Source organism: Thiocapsa imhoffii, assembly GCF_016583985.1.
In the GTDB taxonomy this organism is placed as follows: Bacteria; Pseudomonadota; Gammaproteobacteria; order Chromatiales; family Chromatiaceae; genus Thiocapsa; species Thiocapsa imhoffii.
This window is the reverse complement of the sequence record NZ_NRSD01000029.1, coordinates 18,158-38,119: the sequence shown is the minus strand read 5'-3', so window position 1 is coordinate 38,119 and position 19,962 is coordinate 18,158. Positions and strand designations below refer to the sequence as shown.

Annotated in this window: 15 protein-coding genes; 11 read left to right on the top strand and 4 right to left on the bottom strand. The window is 63.4% G+C overall.

The genetic code is table 11. The annotated features are described in order from the left end of the window. Positions 1-7 precede the first annotated feature (7 nt). The 8 genes from CKO25_RS18650 to CKO25_RS18615 all read left to right on the top strand — a co-directional run bounded on the left by CKO25_RS18650 (position 8) and on the right by CKO25_RS18615 (position 14,881). The gene (locus CKO25_RS18650) at positions 8-1,819 is read left to right on the top strand and encodes a diguanylate cyclase (RefSeq protein ID WP_200389459.1); all 1,812 of its coding nucleotides are present in this window, start codon (positions 8-10) and stop codon (positions 1,817-1,819) included. After that, a complete protein-coding gene (locus tag CKO25_RS18645) occupies positions 1,809-2,405 on the top strand; it encodes a chemotaxis protein CheW (RefSeq protein WP_200389458.1) in 597 nt (198 codons plus the stop codon). Before CKO25_RS18650 ends, CKO25_RS18645 begins: the two co-directional genes overlap by 11 nt. Continuing rightward, positions 2,402-2,911 (top strand): hypothetical protein, encoded by a 510-nt coding sequence (locus CKO25_RS18640; protein WP_200389457.1) that lies wholly within the window; start codon positions 2,402-2,404, stop codon positions 2,909-2,911. Before CKO25_RS18645 ends, CKO25_RS18640 begins: the two co-directional genes overlap by 4 nt. Continuing rightward, complete coding sequence (locus CKO25_RS18635) at positions 2,908-5,727, top strand: sensor domain-containing protein (protein WP_200389456.1); 2,820 nt, start codon at positions 2,908-2,910, stop codon at positions 5,725-5,727. The genes CKO25_RS18640 and CKO25_RS18635 overlap by 4 nt, the downstream gene beginning before the upstream one ends. A gap of 20 nt (positions 5,728-5,747) precedes the next feature. Beyond that, positions 5,748-7,487, top strand: a complete 1,740-nt coding sequence (kaiC, locus tag CKO25_RS18630; RefSeq protein WP_200389455.1) for a circadian clock protein KaiC — start codon at positions 5,748-5,750, stop codon at positions 7,485-7,487. Next, positions 7,484-7,762 (top strand): circadian clock KaiB family protein, encoded by a 279-nt coding sequence (locus tag CKO25_RS18625; RefSeq protein WP_200389454.1) that lies wholly within the window; start codon positions 7,484-7,486, stop codon positions 7,760-7,762. The genes kaiC and CKO25_RS18625 overlap by 4 nt, the downstream gene beginning before the upstream one ends. Before the next feature lie 13 nt (positions 7,763-7,775). Further along, positions 7,776-10,538, top strand: coding sequence for a bifunctional diguanylate cyclase/phosphodiesterase (locus CKO25_RS18620; RefSeq protein ID WP_200389453.1), 2,763 nt, complete (start codon positions 7,776-7,778; stop codon positions 10,536-10,538). A 377-nt stretch (positions 10,539-10,915) separates the two neighbouring features. Beyond that, entirely contained in the window at positions 10,916-14,881 is a 3,966-nt protein-coding gene (locus CKO25_RS18615) for an EAL domain-containing protein (protein ID WP_200389452.1), read from the top strand. Positions 14,882-15,026: 145 nt separating this feature from the next. Here the strand turns inward: CKO25_RS18615 and CKO25_RS18610 are convergent, their stop codons facing one another. Then, a complete protein-coding gene (locus CKO25_RS18610) occupies positions 15,027-15,626 on the bottom strand; it encodes a fasciclin domain-containing protein (RefSeq protein ID WP_200389451.1) in 600 nt (199 codons plus the stop codon). Positions 15,627-15,763: 137 nt separating this feature from the next. Between CKO25_RS18610 and CKO25_RS21690 the strand changes: the two genes are divergently transcribed. Beyond that, a complete protein-coding gene (locus CKO25_RS21690) occupies positions 15,764-15,889 on the top strand; it encodes a hypothetical protein (protein WP_276569056.1) in 126 nt (41 codons plus the stop codon). 102 nt (positions 15,890-15,991) lie between these two features. Then, positions 15,992-16,156, top strand: coding sequence for a hypothetical protein (locus CKO25_RS18605; RefSeq protein ID WP_200389450.1), 165 nt, complete (start codon positions 15,992-15,994; stop codon positions 16,154-16,156). Between the two features lie 88 nt (positions 16,157-16,244). On the opposite strand, the gene CKO25_RS18600 is transcribed toward CKO25_RS18605, so the two are convergent. From CKO25_RS18600 to CKO25_RS18590, 3 genes are all read right to left on the bottom strand, one after another. Beyond that, positions 16,245-17,918: an MFS transporter gene (locus CKO25_RS18600; protein WP_200389449.1), complete on the bottom strand. Its 1,674-nt coding sequence runs from the start codon at positions 17,916-17,918 to the stop codon at positions 16,245-16,247. Between the two features lie 127 nt (positions 17,919-18,045). Continuing rightward, positions 18,046-18,495 carry a barstar family protein gene (locus tag CKO25_RS18595; protein ID WP_200389448.1) on the bottom strand — a complete coding sequence of 150 codons (450 nt, stop codon included), beginning with the start codon at positions 18,493-18,495 and terminating at the stop codon, positions 18,046-18,048. Continuing rightward, positions 18,492-18,926 carry a guanyl-specific ribonuclease gene (locus tag CKO25_RS18590; protein WP_338115175.1) on the bottom strand — a complete coding sequence of 145 codons (435 nt, stop codon included), beginning with the start codon at positions 18,924-18,926 and terminating at the stop codon, positions 18,492-18,494. Before CKO25_RS18590 ends, CKO25_RS18595 begins: the two co-directional genes overlap by 4 nt. Before the next feature lie 135 nt (positions 18,927-19,061). Here CKO25_RS18590 and CKO25_RS18585 point away from each other — a divergent pair, with 135 nt between their 5' ends. Next, positions 19,062-19,697, top strand: a complete 636-nt coding sequence (locus CKO25_RS18585; protein ID WP_200389447.1) for a LysE family translocator — start codon at positions 19,062-19,064, stop codon at positions 19,695-19,697. The last annotated feature ends 265 nt before the right edge of the window (positions 19,698-19,962 follow it).

The window sequence follows — 19,962 nt, the reverse complement described above, 5'->3', positions numbered from 1 at the left end:
GCGCTCTATGTCAAATCCCTCATCGAAACCCATCCAGGAGAGCGCCGCCAAGCCGCCAGAATCCTTCCAGGCGCGCAAGGCGAAGTTGCGTCAACTCTTTCTGTCGCAGTTGCCAGGGCGACTTGCCGATGCGCGTCGGGTGGTCGCGGACTGGCGCGGGCTGGAGCCGGATCGCACGGAGCTCGAGGCCCTGCGTGTCCTGTTCCATACCCTGAAGGGCTCGGGTGCCACCTTCGGTTTCCAACCCATCGCCGACCGGGCCCAGGACGCCGAGCACGCCGTGCGTCAGGTGCTTGAGGATGAGGAGACCACGACCGCTGGAACCTTGCGCAATACCCTCACCGGCATCCTCGACGACCTTGAGCATCTGCAGCGCACCGCCGAGGGGCAGGCCGCTCCAGACCCACCGCCAGCCTTCGAACTTGCGCCGCGCGAGCCGCATCCCGAACGCGGCAGCGATCGGAGCCAGCGGCTCATCTATTTGTGTGACGATGATCCGGCGCTCGCGGCGCAGTTAGCGGGCCAACTCGGTTGCTTCGGCTATCGGGTGCAGGCCTTCACGACCCTCACCGAACTCGCCGAGGCGGTCACGCAAGAGACGCCCGCGGCCCTCATCCTCGATATCGTCTTCCCCGAGGACAGCAATGGCGGGCCGAAGATGCTGAGCGAGCTGACGGGCCGCGGCGAGGAGGATCTCCCCTGCATCTTCATTTCCTGCCGTGATGACTTCCAGGGCCGCCTCCAAGCCGTGCGCGCGGGTGGCAGCGCCTATTGCACCAAGCCCATCAAGACGGTCGAGATGCTCGAGTTCCTCGACCGTCTCACCAACCCCAACCCACCCGAGCCGATCAACGTGCTCGTCGTGGATGATGACCAGGAACTCGCCCAATTCCACGCGACCGTCCTGGAAGAGGCAGGCATGGTCGCCAAGGCGGTCAGCGACCCCGAACAGGTCCTCGAACTGCTCGATCATTTCGATGCGGACCTGGTGCTGATGGATATGTATATGCCGGAATGTTCCGGACCCGAATTGTCGCAGATCCTGCGCCAGATCCCCGGCCATGTCAGCCTGCCGATCATCTACGTCTCCTCGGAGACGAACGTCGAACGCCAACACCAAGCGATGGCCGCCGGGGCGGATGGCTTTCTGACCAAGCCAATCGAGCCCGCGCAACTGGTCGCCGAGGTCAACTTGCGCGCCGAGCGGATGCGCATCCTCCACTCTCTGATGGTACGCGATGGCCTGACCGGGCTCTTCAATCACAACGCCATCATGCAGTTCCTCGAAATCGCGGTGGCCAATGCGCGCCGCGCGGACGCGATGCTCTGCTTCGCGATGATCGACGTCGACCACTTCAAGGCCGTCAATGACACCTATGGTCACCCCACCGGTGATCAGGTTCTGATGGCCTTGAGCCGCACCCTGCGCCTGCGCCTGCGCGAGGACGACATGGTCGGACGCTACGGGGGCGAGGAGTTCGCCGTCGTTCTCAACGGGGTCACGCTCGCGCAGGCCAAAGACATCATTGATGATCTGCGCAACAGCTTCGCCGCGGTCACCTTCTATGCCGACGGGCAGGAGTTTCGTTGCACCTTCAGCTCCGGCGTGTCGGACTTCCCCACCTTCGCCACGCCCGATGCCATGACCGAGGCCGCGGATCGCGCCCTCTATCAGGCCAAGCACAGCGGCCGCAACCGCGTCGAGATTGCACTCGCCGACCCGAGCGCGAGTGCCGAGGACGACACATTCAGCGCGCACCGGCAAGCCACTGACGCGGCCACCACCGACGCCGACCAACGGAGCCACGATGGCGAGTGATGATCTTCACCACGATCCGCGGGGTCTCGGCCAGGCGACCCTCCGAGGGGGCACGGACACCCCAGGAGTCCGTGCGGACGAACTCGATGCGCTGCTCGCGCAACGTGGCCAGGCCGCGCGTCAAATCATCGACGTCGAGACCGCGCGGATCAAACTCGTGATCTTCGTCATCGGCGAGACGTCGCTCGCCTTGCGTGCCCGCAATCTGCTCGAGATCCTACCGTTCTCAACGCCCCATTTCGTCCCGGGTTGCCCACCGGTGATCGAAGGGGTCATCGATGTGCGTGGCGACATCGCCTCGGTGCTGCGATTAGGCGACCTGCTTGGCCTCGCGCATGCCCCGCCGGAGCGAGGTGGGGCCATTCTGCTCGGTGAAGCGCATGCGGTTCGCAGCGGTCTACGGGTCGATCGCGTCATCGATGTCTTCGATCTCGCCGAGGAGGCGATCCAGCCCCCCCCCGACAGCCTGCGCCAACCGCTCCGCGACTTCACCAGCGGGGTTTTCGAACATCAGGGTGAAGTGGTGATCCTGCTGGAACTCGAACAGATCTTTCGCGCCCTAGTCGGCAGCATGGACGGAGCATGACTGAGACCCACGTCCCGCATCCGGATTCGACCTCGGTCCCCGCAACCGCTCCGCTCACTGAGATCGACATGGTGGCCTTCAGGCTCGGCGCGCAGCGCTTCGTCGTGGATGCGCGCCAGATCCGGGGGATCGGCGAGAGCACGGATCCGCGGGTGCCGGCCTTGGCACCACTCATCGGATTACCGATGCCGTCCGCGCGCGCGCGCGAACGCGCCCTGCAACTGCGCCACGCCAGCGCGCCGGAGACTGATCGCCCCGACACCCTGCACTGCGTGCGGGTCGAGGAACCCGTGTCACTCCAGACCATCCCCATCGACGCGCTCTTTCCGTTGCCCAGGCTCATCACCAGACTCTCGACCCTGCCCTGCGTGCGTGGTCTCGCTCGACTCCCCGACAGCACCGGACCGGGGTTTTCCGTCCTGCTTGATCTGCGACGCATCCCCGCCCCCGAGACGGCTTCGACCGGTCATGCGGAACCGGCAGCGAGGCCTGGACCGACCGCATGACCAGCGACCGCACACCGCGTCCTCCCGCGCAGCCCTTGGGATCGTCCGGAGCAACCGATCAGCCGCCCACCCCAGCGCCCGCATCCGAGGTGCCGGAGTCTGACCTCAGGGCACCGGCGCCACCTGGTGAGGATCAGCAGGGGGAGCAGGACCCGCTCACCAGACTGCGCGCGCGCGCCACCGAGGCCCTCGTGAACGGGCTGATCGAGCGCGCGGACGACCTGGTGTCCGAGGCCAATGAAGAGGCACTGGGGCTGACCGGACTGGTCGAGAACCTGCGCATCTATCAGGCCGAGTTGGAAATCCAGAACGAGGAATTACAGGTCAGCCAGCAAACCAGTGAAGATGCCCTGATCCGCTTCGCCGCCTTCTTCAATGACCTGCCGCTGCCGGCCATCGTGATCGATCAACAGGGGCTGATCCTCGAGGCCAATCAGCGCTCACGTGCCTGTTTCGATCTGCGTGATCGGGTCGGACACGCCTATTTCTTCGCCCGTCTGATCGGCAACCCAGATCGCGGTCGTGTCATCCATGCGTGGTCGCGCCTCGGCAGCGGCCACGCACTGGAATTAGCGGAAGTCACCTTCAACACGGCGTCAGGCGAGGACTTCATCGGCGATCTCCACATCGCCCGTCTGCATGCGTTGGCACACGAGACCCCACGATTCGTTTGTGTGCTGGTCGACCGCACCGAGGCGGTGCGCAAGGCCGAGGCGCTCGCGCGCACCGCCGAGCGCTTACGAGCCAGTGAGGAGGCCTATCGGGTCGTCGCTGAGTTCAGCCCCGATTGGGACTACTGGCTCACCCCGGACGGGCAATTTCGCTATGTGTCTCCGGCCTGCGAACTGCTCACAGGCTATCCGGCCGAGGCCTTCCTCGCGGATCCCAGACTCTTCGAGACCCTGCTCCATCCCGCGGACCGGGCACGCTGGCAGGCGCATTACGACCTGGTCACCGCGCACCCGTGCGATGATCAACAACGGCTCGAACTGGCACTGATCGACGCGCGGGGACAGATGCGTTGGATCGAGCACGTGTGTCGCGGGGTTGTCGACGACAAGGGCCGTTTTCTCGGCCGGCGCGGCGTCAATCGCGACATCACCGAGCGGCGGCGCGTCACCGAGGCGCTAGAACGTAGTGAGCGTTTTCTGAATGCGACCGGCCAGATCGCGAAGGTTGGGGGCTGGGAACTCGAGGTCGCGACCCAAGCGGTGCGCTGGACCGAGGTCACCTACCAGATCCATGACCTCCCGGAGTCCGCGCCCGTCCCCTTCGAAGAGGCACTCGATTATTACCATCCCTCCGATCGCCAGTTGCTCGCCCAGCATCTCGAGCGGGCGACAACCCTTGGCGATCCCTTCGATCTGCAACTGCGCATGACCACCGCGAAGGGACGCGAGATCTGGGTCCAGGCGACCTGTGAACCGGTTCGAGAGGGTCAGACGGTGGTCAAGCTCCAGGGCACCGTCCAGGACATCTCGCACCGCAAGGAGGCGGAGGCACAACTCGACTATCTGGCACACCATGATCCGCTGACGAATCTGGCGAACCGGAGTCTCTTTCATGCCCGGCTCGAACTCTGTCTGCAGCGCGCCGCCCGTTTCGGCGCCCAGATCGGGTTACTCTTCATCGATTTGGACCGCTTCAAGTCCGTCAACGATACCCTGGGGCATTTCGTCGGCGATCAATTGCTCCAGGTCGTCTCAAGTGCCCTGGCCGCGCAGATCCGCGCGTCCGATACCATCGCCCGACTCGGTGGTGATGAGTTCGTCGTGATCATGGATGACCTGGTCAAACCACGTTTTGCCGCCCGTCTTGCCCGCCGCCTCTTGGGGACCTTGGAACAGCCGTTCACCATCGAGAACCGTGAACTCTATATCACGGCAAGCATTGGAATCAGTATCTACCCCAACGATGGCACCGAGATGCAATCCCTGCTGCGGCACGCCGACATTGCCATGTATCGCGCCAAGGAGCATGGCCGCAATCACTATTGTTTCTACACCCCCGAGATGTCCGTGGGGGCGGTCGAACGGCTGCGTCTCGAGAATGCCTTGCGGGGGGCCGTCGCGCGTCATGAACTGCACTTGCACTTTCAGCCTCAAGTTGGACTGCGAGATGGACAACTCACCGGGGCCGAGGCGCTGTGCCGCTGGGAGCATCCGGAGTTCGGATCCGTGTCACCCGAGCAGTTCATCCCGATCGCGGAGGAGATCGGTCTGATCGGCGAACTCTCGACCTGGGTTCTCCACACCGCCTGCACTCAGCTCATGCATTGGGATGAGGCCGGCTTCCGCCTCGCACGACTCGCCGTGAACCTTCCCATGAACGAGATCGAAAAGGCCGATCTCGTCGAGCGCGTTCAACACGTCTTGCGGCGCACCGGGTTGGAGGCCTCACGCTTGGAGTTGGAGATCACCGAGTCGATGATCATGCGCCGGCTCGATGTGGCGATCACCACCCTGCAAGCGCTGCACGAACTCGGCGTGACCCTGGCCCTGGATGACTTCGGGACTGGGCACTCCTCCCTCTCTCACCTCAAGCGCCTGCGGGTCGATCGGCTCAAGATCGATCGCTCGTTCGTCGCTCGGCTCGACGACGACCCACGTGACGTCGCCATTACCCGCACCGCCATTGCGCTGGGTCATAGTCTTGGTCTTGTGGTCATCGCCGAAGGGATCGAGTCCCAGGCACAATTCGAGATCCTGCACCGTGAGGGCTGCGATGAGGGCCAGGGCTATTTCTTTGGCAAGCCCTGCTCAGCCGGGGCGTTTTTCGCGCACTGGTCACAACAGCCCATCCGCGCTGATCGTTAGCAACAGAGATCGCATCGTCCATGCCCGCATCCAACCACCAGGACCCCGCGTCCGACCGCGCTAGTCCGCATCCGAGCTCGCCCAGACCACCAACCCCCACCGGTCTCTCTGGGCTCGATGCCATCCTGCGCGGCGGGTTGCCCGCGGGGCGGCCTAGTCTGCTGCGGGGCAGCGCGGGGACCGGCAAGACGGTGATCGCGCTGAGCTTCCTCTGTCATGGCATCGCACAGGGCGAGACCGGGGTGTTCGTGACCTTCGACGAATCACCCGAGGCCCTGCTCGATCATGCCGAAGGCTTCGGCTTTCCCGCACGCGCCGACCTCGCGGCCGGGCGTCTGCGCATCCTCGACATGCGCCCCCAACCCAATGAGGTCCAGGTTGGCGAGACGATCGAATTAACCGCGATCCTCGCCCGCATCGGCTATGCGCTCGACCGTCTTGAATCACCCCGACTCGTGCTCGATGCCATCGACGCGCTTGAAAGCGGGTTCGCCGATAGCGCGAATCTCCGCGCGGAACTGACGCGCGTCTTCGATTGGATCCGCGAGCGGGCCGTGACCTGCATCCTCACGACCGGAGAACAGGCCGAGTTCAGCGCCCGCTATGGCCTCGAGGACTATATCGCCGACTGTGTGATCGCCCTGCGACAGGACGTCAAGGACCGCATCATGACGCGCGTGTTGCGCATCGTGAAACGGCGCGGCGGTGGGCATGGCGCGAACGAGTATCCCTTCCTCCTCGACAGTCAAGGCATCTTCCTGATTCCGGTCACCGGCACGACCCTGCAGGCACGGGTCTCGTCGCAGCGCCTGCCCACGGGGATCCCCGGCCTCGATGCCATGCTCGGCGGCGGGGGGCCCTACGCGGGCTCGACCATCTTAATCTCAGGTCAGGCGGGGACCGGCAAAACGAGCATTTCGAGCAGCATCGCCCGCGCGGTCTGCGACACGGGACAGTTGGTGCTCTACATCAGTTTCGAGGAGAGCATGGATGAACTGATCCGCAATCAAGGCAGCATCGGGATCGACCTCGCCCGCTACAGCGACAGCGCCGATTCCGCGACCGGGTGTGCGGGAACACTCGTGATGCAGCCGGTGCGCGCGGTCGAATTCGGTCTCGAGGAGCACCTGATGCGGATCATTCGCTCGATTCGTGTCCTGCAACCCGCGCTCGTCATCCTCGACCCAGTGAGCAGCCTGTCCGAGCGCCGCGACGTCTCGGGGGCGAAAGAGATGTTGCTGCGATTGCTCTACCTCATCAAGGAGGAGGGCGTTACCACACTCGCCACCGAGTTGCTGAGCGACGACTCGCTCGGCGTCAGTCATCTCGACGTCTCCTCCATGATCGATGTCTGGATCAAGCTGCGTCGCCTCGAAAACGACGGCGAGATGAATCGTCTCATCACAGTGATCAAGGCCCGTGGCCTGCCGATCTCGGACCAGGTCAAGGAATTTCGGATCACTCCAAGCGGGCTACAGATCATCGATCCCTACATGGGCGAAGGTGGTATCGTCTACGGAACCGCGCGCATCGCCCGGCTCGCCGAGGACGAGGAGACACTCGAACAGTTGCGTCTCGATCTCGATCGCGCCCAGCAATTACGCCGCGAAATCGAGGAGATCGCGGCCGCGAGCGAACGACTGAACCGCGCCGAGCGGGACGCGAAGGCCGCTGATCTCGACCGCCAGATCGCCCAGATCGAAAGCCGACTCGCCCGGATCACGCGCGCGCGCGCTGCCATCAAGCGAGAGCGTGCATGAACACACAACGGCTCAGACTCTATATCGCCGGGCGGACCGCCGTGGCCGATCGCGCCATCGAGAATCTGCGTGCGATCGCCGCTGCTCTCGAGTCCACCGGGTGGACGCTCGAGATCGAGGTCATCGATATTCTCGAGCGACCGCAACTGGCCGAGGACGAACGAATCCTCGCCACCCCCATGGTGATCAAGAAGCTGCCACCGCCCGTCAGGCGTGTGGTCGGCGACCTCTCGGAGCACGACAAGGTGCTGATCGGCCTCGATCTTCGGCCCTAATCGCATCCCCCTCATGGAGCCGACCCGCCCCCACTTCGAACAGATCGTCGCCCGTGCCTCGGACGCCATCCTGACCCTCGACCAAGAGGGCCTTATCCGCTATGTGAATCCCGCGGCGCTCCACTTGTTTGCGCGCGCCAGCGAGGAGCTTATCGGATACCCGTTCGGTTTCGTGGTCACGGATGGTCCCACGGAAATCACCATCACGCGCCCTGGCGGCAAGGTGGTGTCGGCGGACGTGCGCGCGGTGGAGATGGACATGGAGGGTGCTTGGGTGACGGTGCTCTATCTGCGCGATGTCACGGAGCGCAAGGCCTCCGAGCGCGTTCTGCTGAAGACCAAATCCCAACTCGAGGAGGCGCAACGGATCACCGCGCTCGGCTACTGGGAGTGGTTGCCGGAGTGCGGCTCCCTCTTTTGGTCCGCCATGGTCTACGAGATCCTCGGCGTCGACGGGCACCAGGTGGTTCCGAGCGAGAGGGTCTATGAGCAACTCGTCCATCCCGATGATCGCGCCATGATGCTGGCGGCCAAGGAGCGATCGCTGATCAGTAGCGCCGTCGATCTCGACCATCGCATCATCCGCCCCAACGGCGAACTCGGATGGGTCCGCCTCGTCGCCCGCATGCAGCCAGACGAAGACGGCCATGGTCAACGGCTGCTCGGCACCATCCAGGACATCACCGAACGCAAGCTGGCCGAGACCCAATTGCGAGACCGTGAACGCTTGATCCAGATGGCCGCGGACCTGGCCCGCATCGGTGGTTGGGAGGTCCGACTCGATTCACAGTACGTCATTTGGTCCGATGAGGTCTGCCGCATCCATGAAGAGCCGCCCGGGATGCGGTTCACCGTTGAGCAGGCCATTGCCTACTATGCCCCGGAGTGGCGCGAACGCATCACCCGTCTCTTCATGGCCTGTGCACATGATGGCGTCGGATATGACGAGGAGATGGAGATCATCACGGCGAAACAGCGGCGTGTCTGGATTCGCACCACGGCACAAGCCGTTCACAATGAAGCCGGTCGCATCATCTCCGTCCAGGGCGCCCTGCAGGACATCACGGAACGCAAGCAGGCCGAGGAGCGTCTACGCCTCACGGCCGCGGTGTTCGAGAACACCAGTGAGGGCATCCTGATCACGGATACCGCCCCGGTGATCCTGTCCGTCAATCGCGCCTTCACGGAGATCAACGGGTATCCACCCGAGGATGTTCTGGGCCAGAATCCAAGTCTGCTGAAATCAGGACGGCACGATACGGACTTCTATCGAAAGATGTGGCAAGCGCTCAACGAGCGAGGGCATTGGCGCGGTGAGATCTGGAATCGGCGCAAGGATGGCGAAACCTATCCACAGTGGGTCAATATCAATGCCGTGAAATCCGAGATCGGACTGACGACGCATTATATCGGCGTCTTCTCCGATATCTCCGATATCAAGCGTTCCGAGGCGCAACTCGAACGTCTCGCGCATCTCGACCCCCTGACCGAACTGCCCAACCGACTCCTGTTTCGAACCCGTCTCGAGCAATCCTTACTCCGTGCCAAGACCACGGGGACGGAGGTCGGGATGCTCCTGGTCGACATCGATGGCTTTCGGCATATCAACGACAGCCTCGGCCATGCCGTCGGCGATCTCGCCCTGCGCGAGATCGCGGCACGACTGACCAGACCGGCGCGCCCCGAGGAAACCGTCGCACGGCTCAGCGGCGATGAATTCGCGCTCATGATCGAGAGTAACGAGGACATCGAAACCCACGCCGCGCTCACCGCGGAACGCATCCTCGAAACACTCAATTCGGCCTTGACCCTCGCCGGACACGAACTCTTCATCGGGGCCAGTATTGGGATCGCCTGCGCGCCCGTGGACGGGACCGAGGCCGCGGAGCTCTTCCAAAACAGCGACGCCGCCCTCTATCAGGCCCGCGAGTCCGGCGGCAACACCTACCGGCATTATGCGCGGGCTCTGACGGAACGCGCCCATGAACGGGTTCGTCTCACCGCGGAACTGCATCGCGCACTCGATCGTGATGAGCTGGTGCTCTACTATCAACCACAAGTCGACCTCCGGCTCGATCGGCTGGTGGGCTTCGAGGCCTTGCTGCGCTGGCAGCACCCTGAGCGTGGGTTGCTGATGCCCGATGCCTTTCTCCCGATCGCCGAGGAGGCGGGGTTGATGATCCTCCTCGGCGAATGGGTGTTGCAACGTGCCTGTCTCCAGGCCCGCGCATGGGAGCGCGCGCGGCTCGATGTCGGTCAGATCGCCATCAATGTCTCCGGCGTGCAAATCCAACGCAGTGATTTCGCCGCGACAGTCACACGCGTCCTGCGCGAAACCGGACTTGCCGCCGAGCGGATCGAACTGGAGTTGACCGAGACCTTTGTCATGGATCTGCGTGATCGCGCCCCGCAACTGCTCGGCGCGCTGCGGGATCTCGGCATCAGCCTGGCGATGGATGATTTCGGGACAGGCTATTCCTCCCTTGCCTATCTCAAGGGGCTGCCGTTCGATCGACTCAAGATCGATCGGAGTTTCATCAGCGGTTTACCAGGTGATCCCGCAAGCGTGGCGATCGTCACCGCCATCACGACACTCTGCACCACCCTGGGTTTCAAGGTCCTCGCCGAAGGGGTCGAGACTCCCGCCCAGCGCCAGTTCCTGCTCGATGTGGGCTGTGATCTCGCGCAGGGTTACTTGTTCAGTCGGGCCGTTCCCGCCGCGGCGGTCCCACGACTCTGCAAGCGTCTGCACAGGGGTCTAACCCGATCCGACTGACAGCCGCGCCTCACGCCCCTCCTCGCGACCCCATCGCACCCACGCAGACTGACCCCCGAACCAGGTGGTCAGACGGTTCGGAGCCCCGCTCGGCGGCGTCGAAAAGCTCCAGCGCATCAGGCAAAGAACGATATACTCCGAACAGGACGCCATTCAACGCTGTCCGATCTACCCCGCTCATCGCGGCGCTGGATCGACGTTGCGTACGGGCGACTGAAGGCGTGCACTGGGCGTGCCGCGCCGAGCGCCAGACTCCGAACCATGACGCTATCCGGGAAAGCAAGGGCCTTCGCCCGCCGCGCGCGAGAATCGCACCGCTGAACCCAACCCGCCAGTCGGTTCGCGCTGAGACAGCACGCCCGGGATCCAGTGAGGACATGACGAGACACCAGATCGATCCCGAGAAGCTGACGGATCTGAGAGAACAAGCGCGCAGGATCCTGCGTGACCACGTCTTCGAGGGTGCGCTCGCGGACATCGCTCAGGGTGATCTCGATCTCGAGGCACTGCTCGAAGAACTCCACATCTATCATGCCGAGTTGTATCTGCAGCAAGAGGCACTCGGCGAGAGCCACGAGGCCAACGAGCGGGCGCTCGCGCGCTTCATGCGCCTCTATCATGAACTGCCGCTCCCCGTCCTCCTGCTCGCGCGGGAGGGGCGGGTCAAGGACGCGAACACGGCGGCGCATCGTCTCCTCCCACTCGATCGCCAGCTCTTCTCGCACCTCGCGGCCGCGGGACAGGAGCGGGTGCTCGAGCATGCACTAATCGAGGCCCATCGTCGCGGCACGGCCGATTGCAAAGAGGTCAAGATCCGCGCCCTCGGGGACAGCACGCTGATCGCCGACCTGCGATTGATCCGGTTACCAGCCGCCAATGAAGTCGCTACGGAGATCGTCTGCACGCTCGTCGATCAAACCGAACAGGTGGTGCGTCGCGACGACCTGGTCACGGCGAATCGGCGCCTGCGGCTGCAAGAAGAGCGGTACCACATCGTCGCCGATTTCGCACCGGATTGGGCCTATTGGATGGGCGAGGATGGACGCTTTCGCTATGTGTCGCCCGCCTGCGCCCGCATCAGCGGCTACCCCGCGGCCGCTTTTCTCAAGGATCCCGAACTCTTGGTTCGCATCATCCATCCGGACGATCGCGAACACTATCTGGCGCACCTGCACGGCGGAACCACGACCAGTTCCCAACACCCTCTGCGCTTTCGCATCCAGGCACGCACCGGTGAATGGCGTTGGATCGAGCACCAGTGCACGCGCGTCGTCGGTGAAAACGGCCGTCCATTAGGCCACCGTGGCTCGAACATCGATGTCACCGAGAAGAGCCTGCTGGAGCAGGCCCTGGCCATGGCCGCGGAGGTCATCGACAGCAGTTCGACCGTGGCCCTGCACTGGAAACCCGAAGCCGGCTGGCCCATCGCCTATGCCTCGGCGAACATCCTGCGCTGGGGGTATCCGCTCGAGCGTGTTCTCTCGGGCCACGTCACCTACCTCGACATCGTGCACCCAGAGGATCGCAATGAGCTGGTCGCGGACTTTGAGCACTTCAACAACGCGGGCGACGAGACCTACACGCGCACCTATCGTTTGATCTGGGCCGATGGCTCGGTTCATTGGGTCGATGAGGAGACCCATGCGAGCCGGGACGAGGCCGGGCGGATCGTCTCCTTGCGCGGTGTCGTCACCGATGTCAGCGAACGTGAACGCGTCCAGGCGCATCTCGCGAACCAACTCAAGCTGCAGGCGCTCGCCGCGGATCTGTCATCACGCTTGACAGAGGTCACGGCAGACACCCTGGATGCGACCATGATTCAGCTCCTCGAACGGATCGGGGCTGGTCTCGGCGCGGATCACTGTCATCTCTACCAGGGCCAGGAGACCAGACTGGCCCTGACACATGCCTGGTGTCGTGACGGGGCCAACCCCATGCCTCGGGACAAGACGACGCTCGAACTCGCCCAGTTTCCCTGGTGTTCCCAGCTCCTGCAGAGCCGGCAGCCCAGCGTGATTCCCGATGTTCAGGCCCTGCCTCCGGAGGCGGCTGCCGAGCGTACCGCCTGCGCGCGGCACGCGATCCGCTCGCTTCTGAGCGTCCCCTTGACGCGACACGATCGACTCAGTGGCGTCCTCGCGATCATGAGCGAGCAGGGACCCCACCACTGGAGCGACGATGAAATCCACATGCTGCAACTCATCGGTGAGGTCCTGTCCTCCACCCTTCAACGAATCGAGACCGCACGTGAACTCATCGCCAGTGAGAACCGCTATCGTCAGGTGACGGCCGTGATGACGGATGTCGCCTATTCCTGTGTGGATCATACGAATCAGGGTTTTCAACTCGACTGGATCACGGCCTCCGTCGCCACGCTCACCGGTTACTCCCTCGAGGAGATGATGGCCATGCGATGTTGGGGAGACCTGGTCATTCCGGAGGATGCGAAGGTCTTTCAAGCACGGGTCGTCGGCCTGCCCCCGAACACGACGGCAACCTGCGAACTGCGACTGCGTCATCGGGACGGCTCGATACGTTGGGTTCGGGTCACGACGGAATGCCTCGAGGACGTCCCTGGAACCTCGTTGCGACGTCTCTACGGGGGGTTGTTGGACATCACGGCCGAGAAGAGCCGGCAGGATGAGATCGAGCGCCTCGCGCTCGTGGTCGAGCAAAGCCCGAGCATCGTGCTCATCACCGACGTCGACGGCCTGGTTCAGTATGTCAATCAACGTTTCACCGAGGCGACCGGCTATGCTCGCAACGAGATCATCGGACGCAATGCGTCGGTCTTGTCCCGCGAGGGCTCGAACCGCGAGCAGAGCGCCGAGATCTGGGACCAACTCCGACAGGGTATCCCCTGGACCGGCGAGTTCGAGAATCAGAAGAAATCGGGCGCTCGCTATTGGGAGCATGCCCAGATCACCCCGCTGTATGACTCCCAGGGCGCGATCAGCGGTTACGTGAAGCTGGCCGAGGACATCAGTGATCGCAAGGACCTCTCACAGCGACTGGCTTATCTGTCGCAGTATGACCCGCTCACCGGTCTCGCGAATCGGCTCTTGATGCGCGAGCGGATCGACGAGGCCCTGCACGACGCGCAGGGCACCAAGCGCGGCATCATTCTGCTCTCGATCGATCTCGACGATTTGCGCTCAGTGAACGACTCCTTGGGCCATCGCGCGGGCGATGCGCTGTTGAAATCCGTGGCCTTGCGTTGGCAATCCCTGCTTGGCGAGCGCGATACGCTGGCTCGCTTCAGCGGTGACAATTTTCTGATCCTCGCGCCCGGGCGCACGCCCCCCTTGGTCCCGAAAGCAACGCGCCTGGCCACCGAGTTCGCCGAGGCGCTGCGCGAGCCGATCACCCTTGGCGACCAGAGCGTCATCGTCACCTGCAGCCTGGGCATCGCGCTCCATCCGGATGATGCGCAGGGCATCGATGAACTCATTGGTCACGCCGACGCGGCGCTGCATGTCGCGAAGGCCGAGGGGCGCGGACAGCTTCGCTTCTATGCCTCGGTGCTGAACAAGGGCCTGCACGAACAGTTTCGGATCGAACAGGCACTGCGTCGCGCAATCGATCGTGATGAATTTCTGCTCCACTACCAACCGCGCGTGGACATCGCGACCGGGCGCGTGCTTGGACTCGAGGCACTGGTGCGCTGGCACGACCCCGAGCAGGGCATGATTGCGCCGGATCGGTTCATTCCGATCGCCGAGTCGAGTGGGCTCATTCTCTTAATCGGCCCCATCGTATTCAGGCTGGCCTGTGCACAAATTGCCGCTTGGGAACGTGCCGGCATCCCCGTCGTTCCGATCGCGATCAATCTCTCCGCGAATGAGCTCTATCAAGAGGGTCTCGTCCAGCGGATCTGCGCGATCGCCGCCGCAGGTGGCATCGACCCAGCACAGTTGGACTTGGAGGTCACGGAAAGTGCCGCGATGCGTTCGATCGACCAGGCCGTCGAGGTGCTGTCGCAACTGCGTGAGAAGGGCTTTAAACTTGCGATCGACGACTTCGGAACCGGTTACGCGTCGCTGAACTATCTCAATCGCTTGCCGGTGCAGACGATCAAGATCGACCGCTCATTCCTCGCGGCGATCGGCAGCGGGCGCCCCGAGGAGACCAGTGCACGCAGTATCGTGAAGGCGATCATCGGCTTGAGCGACAGCCTGAATCTGGAAGCGATTGCGGAGGGCGTGGAAACGGATGATCAGCGTCGGTTTTTGCTCGAACATGGCTGCCGTGAGGCACAGGGTTATTTCTTTAGCCGCCCCCGACTGGGCGTGGAACTCGAGGACATCCTGCGAGCGGGTGTAATCGATTTCGCGTCACGGTGATGAGGCCGGCCCGAGGCGCGATCGGTCATCGACTGGGTCCGGGGGATTCAGGACGGGTTGACGCAGGGGTCAACCGACGTGGATGTGATCGCGTCAGGATGACGCGGGGCGTGACGGGGCGGATTCGACGCCCCGTCATCCTGGCCTACAGAATCACACGATCGATGACATGCACGATTCCGTTGCGGGCATTGATGCTCTGTGAAATCGTGGCATCGCCCACTTTGAGATTGCCAGCAACGCCAACCGGGACGGTCTGACCCGCAAGATTGGCCGCGGTGAGCCCTTGCATCATCTGGGTCGTACTTAAGCGGCCTGGGACGACGTGTGCCTCGATGAGTGCACGCAGGGCCTCGGGATCAGCCATCAAGGCCGCGAGCTGTTCCTTTGGGAGGCGCGCGAACGCCTCGTTACTGGGTGCGAACACCGTGAAGGGGCCCTCACCTTCGAGCATCTCCTGCGTCCCGGCGGCCTGGATGGCGGCTTGCAACTGACTGAAGATGGCCGAGCCGCTGGTGATATCGCGCAGGCTCCTATCACTCGCATACGCGGCGGAGCGGGTACTGTCGTACGCGCTCAACTGATCACTCGGCGTGGCATTGGCAAGGCCGGCGCGCGCCCGTTCCAGGGTTTCTTCACCGGCATACTTGCTCCCAAGGGAGAGCGCGGTCAAGGGACCCAGCACGACCGCCAGCACGACGGCGATGGTCCAAGGATTGGTCTCTGGCGTCTGTTCTTTGCTCATCTGTTCGGTCCTCTCGATCACATGTCATGGAATGGCTCATGTCACAACGCTCGGCAGGCGGCGAATGCAAACCACCTTATTTCCTACCGTTGCGATCAAGTATTAGGGCGGTACGATGACAGACAAGGAATCCGTTGTTGTTGACATGGTTTTGTCACGAGACCGCCCTGATCGAGCATCGCGACAGCCCGGGGCCGCTCCATGACGCGGACCTCGGTTGGGTTGAACTCAGCGGCTCGGCGCCGAATCTGGTCTTGGTGTGATCCTAGGGGGTCACGCAGGCGTTCGAGACGCGCTCATCCCACGACGGCCGCATCAGAGTGCCGTTGCATGCTTCCATCAACCACCGTGCAGGAGATTTCCGCATGTCATCCGGATCACTCAAAGGGCTCGAAGTTTTGCTGATCGCAGGCGTCGTCTTCTGGTTCGCCTACTCGCAACTCAATGCCTTGAAACGCGACAAGCCAACCAAGACCGAAACCGAAACCAAGGAACCGCAAGAGCAGGCTGGGGAGGATCAGACACGCTAGGGCTGACTCACCATCGTGGCGGTGGGCCGCCGTGATGCCGTCCGTTGGGGGTAGGCGCCTCGCGCCGGGAGCGCCTGAGCGTGCTCGCTCAGGCGCTGCGCAACCGCGAGACCTTCACCAGCGCGACCGCCGTGAGTGGCAGAAGCAGCCCGATGATCAACGCCGTGATCATCAAGGGCCCGAGTTCACTGTAGTCCGCGGGCACGGTGACCTGCCCGGTGATCGGATCGGTGACCTCGCGGGTGACGAGAAAGACCTCGTTGAGATATTTCGTGCCCAACTGACCCGCCGACAGCGCCAGGTTGCTGAATGAGGCCATCACCGCGAAAAAGGTCGCCTTGAGGTGATCGGGCGCGGAGTTGGCGATCCACGCCAGCATCGGCACCATGGCCACCTGACCGAGCGGTGATTCCAACGCCGTGTCGACAATCGCGATGAAGCGCGCATCGACGATGCCGCCGGTCATCGCGGCCGTCCACTGATGAAGCCCGAAGTACATGCCCACGATGGGCAAATAGAAGAAACTCGACAGCAGCGTCAGGAACACGACCACATAGGCGATCGAGCGCTCGGCCATGAAACGGCGAAAAACGAAGAGGCCAACCAGGGCCATGGTGCTGCCGATCAGCGAGAGCACGGAGAGAAATTGCTGATCGAAGGCGAGTTCGTCGATCATCCACCAGGTCTGCCCAGCGCCTGGCCCCGGCATGGCGCGAAAGACAAAAATGATGATGGCGGTGCCCAGGAGATAGAGCCGCGCCTCCTGATCGAGCACACGCATCAGGCGCGACATCAAGAAGAGCACGATGGCCATGGAGCCGATGAAAATGATCTCCTGGTTGTGGGGGAGATTCGTCAACCCCATCCCGAGGGTGAAGGCGACGAACACCAGGCTGCCGCCGAGGATCCACCAGTTCGGCGTGGTCTGCTGCACCGGTCGATCCAGTTGCAGACGCGCCTCCTCCGGCTCGAAGCCATGCGCCAGCAGACGCTTGAAATCACGCCGTTTGATGTAGCCGGCGAGGGCCACGCCCAGGATCGAGATCAGCGGAATCACCAGGGCGAGTTGATAGATGAAGATGTAGGTCGCGATCTTGTCCGCCTCGGACATGGCGGCCACCCCGGCGAACAGATAAACATTCGCCACCGAGACCAGCACCCCGCCACCGATGATGGCCACCCGCCCCAGGGTCTGCATGGTGGTGTGCATCAGCTTGCGACGCGCTTGATCGATCGGTTGGCCCGCCGGGTCCAGGCGCGGGACCGCCTCGACGGTCATGGCATCGGCGACCACGTCCTGAACCACATAGCCAGTCGGGGCCAGCAGCACAGCGGCCACATACCAGGCCTCGGCAGACATGATCGCCTCCATCGCCGCGCGATCCGCGAGCAACCCGATCATGATGAGGATGCTGGCGCTGAGCATGGCCGCGCCCAGATACACCAGACCCGCCTTGTAGCGCCAGATCAGGTCCACCAGATGACCGAGCGGCATCTTGAGCACCCAGGGAATCCCCGCCCAGAAGGCCAAGGCGGCCAGAAAGGAGGCCGGCAAACCCAGATAATCCTTTACGAAAAAGGTGCCGACAATGGCGGTGAGCCCCTGAATGCCGTAGGCCAGGTACACCATCAAGGGTGGCAAATAGGACAGGCGCAGCTCGCGGCCCAACTCCAGGATGTTGCGATCGAACCAGTGGCTGAGTCGCGCGACCCAGGGACCCTGATGTTGCCGATGCGGGACGTGGCGGCCTGGTTGCGTCAAGCTCGGTGTCTCCTTCGTGGGAGTGGTTGCAGGGCAGGACTGGGTGAAGCGAGCCCGCGCGGCCGGTCAGTCGCGCGTGACAGTCCGCTCGCTCTGCGGATGCGCATCGATCAATCCCATCACAACATTATGGCCGCGGCAGTCGTGCGCCGTGGCGCACGACCACCAGGTGCAAGGCGCCCCAATCGAGTAACTCATGCACCTCCTCGATGATGTCCAGAAACACCTGCGCGTCCCGTGGGGCTTCGTCACGTAACCCATCGAAGTCCCGGAAGATCAGCACTAGGGGCGCGGGCGCGGCCGCGGCGATCTCCACCAGGACATCCGCAAGCGCATCCCAGTTGAAGCCGAAATAGTCCGGAAACTGACAAGCCTGATCAAGGGCCCGCAGCAGGCTCTCCTTGTTGCAAACCGGCAAGCGATCAACCCAGACGGCACGCGCGCCCTGCTCCTGCAAGGCCTCGACGAGTGGCGTGACGCTCCACCCTTGAGGACCTGGATGCTCCGGTGGTGTCAGTTCGATGATCGCGGTCTCGGCGGTCAGAATCCGTGTGGTCCAGGCAGCAATCGTCATCATTGGATCCTCGTGAAACGACGATAGTGATCAGCGGTGTAATAGACTTCTCCGTTGGCACCAAGCACGAGCCGCTGCGGTCCGGCATGATCGATCCCCGGGGTCCGCACCACGTACTCGCGATAGTAGCCGCGTTCTTGTCGTGGCAGTCGAGCCTCCCGGTTCTGAAACACCGAGCCGTCGTTGCGGTGCGGGTCGCGCTCGCCACGCTCGATCCGCGCAAGCTCTGGGCGCAGATCGACGTCCCCTCGATAGATGAGACGACCATCGCGATCCGTGATGCGGACGTCGGCGATGACAAACGGGCTCGTGGGTGGCGAGATCGCGGTCGCCGCGACCGGATCATCAGTTGAACTCAGTCGCTCCAGAACGGATGGAGTTCCCAAGGCCATGGCCACGACGATAACGCCGAACAATAGGATACGCTGGATCACCTTGCCCCTCTTCGCTGGTTCGTTGAACGATCCCGGTCATTCTAACGGGTCGGCTCTCGCCTCCGCGCTGTCCTGGTCGGTCGCGGCGATCCCGCGCGCGCACGCGGCCCGGCATCGAGACGAGGCGTTGGCCGCATGAGCGAAATCCTGTTTACGGGCCTGATCCTCGGAATCTCGGCAGGGCTCGCGCCCGGGCCACTGCTGGCGCTGGTGATCGCCGAGACCTTGCAGCATGACGTGCGCGCGGGGATCAAGGTCGCGATCGCGCCGCTGATCACCGACCTGCCATTGATCCTGGTGACCCTGTTCATCTCGACCCGCCTCGCCGCGGCGACCACGCTCCTCGGCGTCATCTCGCTGTGCGGTGCCTTCTTTCTCCTCGTCATGGCGTCCAAGACGCTGCGCTCGAGTCCCGACAGACTGCGGCAGACCGTGCCAGCAGGGCGCCCCGCATCGCTCACAAAGGGGATTCTCGCGAATGTTCTGAGCCCCTACCCCTACCTCTTTTGGTTGAGCGTCGGCGGCCCCCTGATGACCCGGGCCCTGGTTCAGAATCCGCTCGCCCCCGTCCTCTTCATCCTGGTGTTCTATGCCGTGATGGTCGGGTCGAAGATAGCGCTGGCGATGCTCGTCGGGCACTCGAAGGCGTGGTTGCGGGAGCGCTGGCTGACGTGGTTCGATCGCGTGATCGGGATGCTCCTGTTGGTGCTGTCGTTCCGCCTGTTCCAGGATGCGCTGATCCTCCTCGAGCTCGTCGGCCAGGATCGCTGAACGGCCCCCCGCGCCACCGTAAGCGCGATCCAGCATGGCGCGGGCTTGGCCAGGCGAGCTGTGAGGCAACGGCACAGTCCGTTCAATCGTGCGATGCCTGGTCATGCACCAGGGTCTGCGCCGGCTGTGGACACGCCGGATGAAGGGACTGTCATGCAGGCGGTCAATCGTGGCATCATCGCCACGGTCGCCTAGGGGTCGCATCGCACCGGCCGGGTGCCGCCTCTAATGGCGGCCGGCACCGGCAGGCATTTCCGTGATCCTG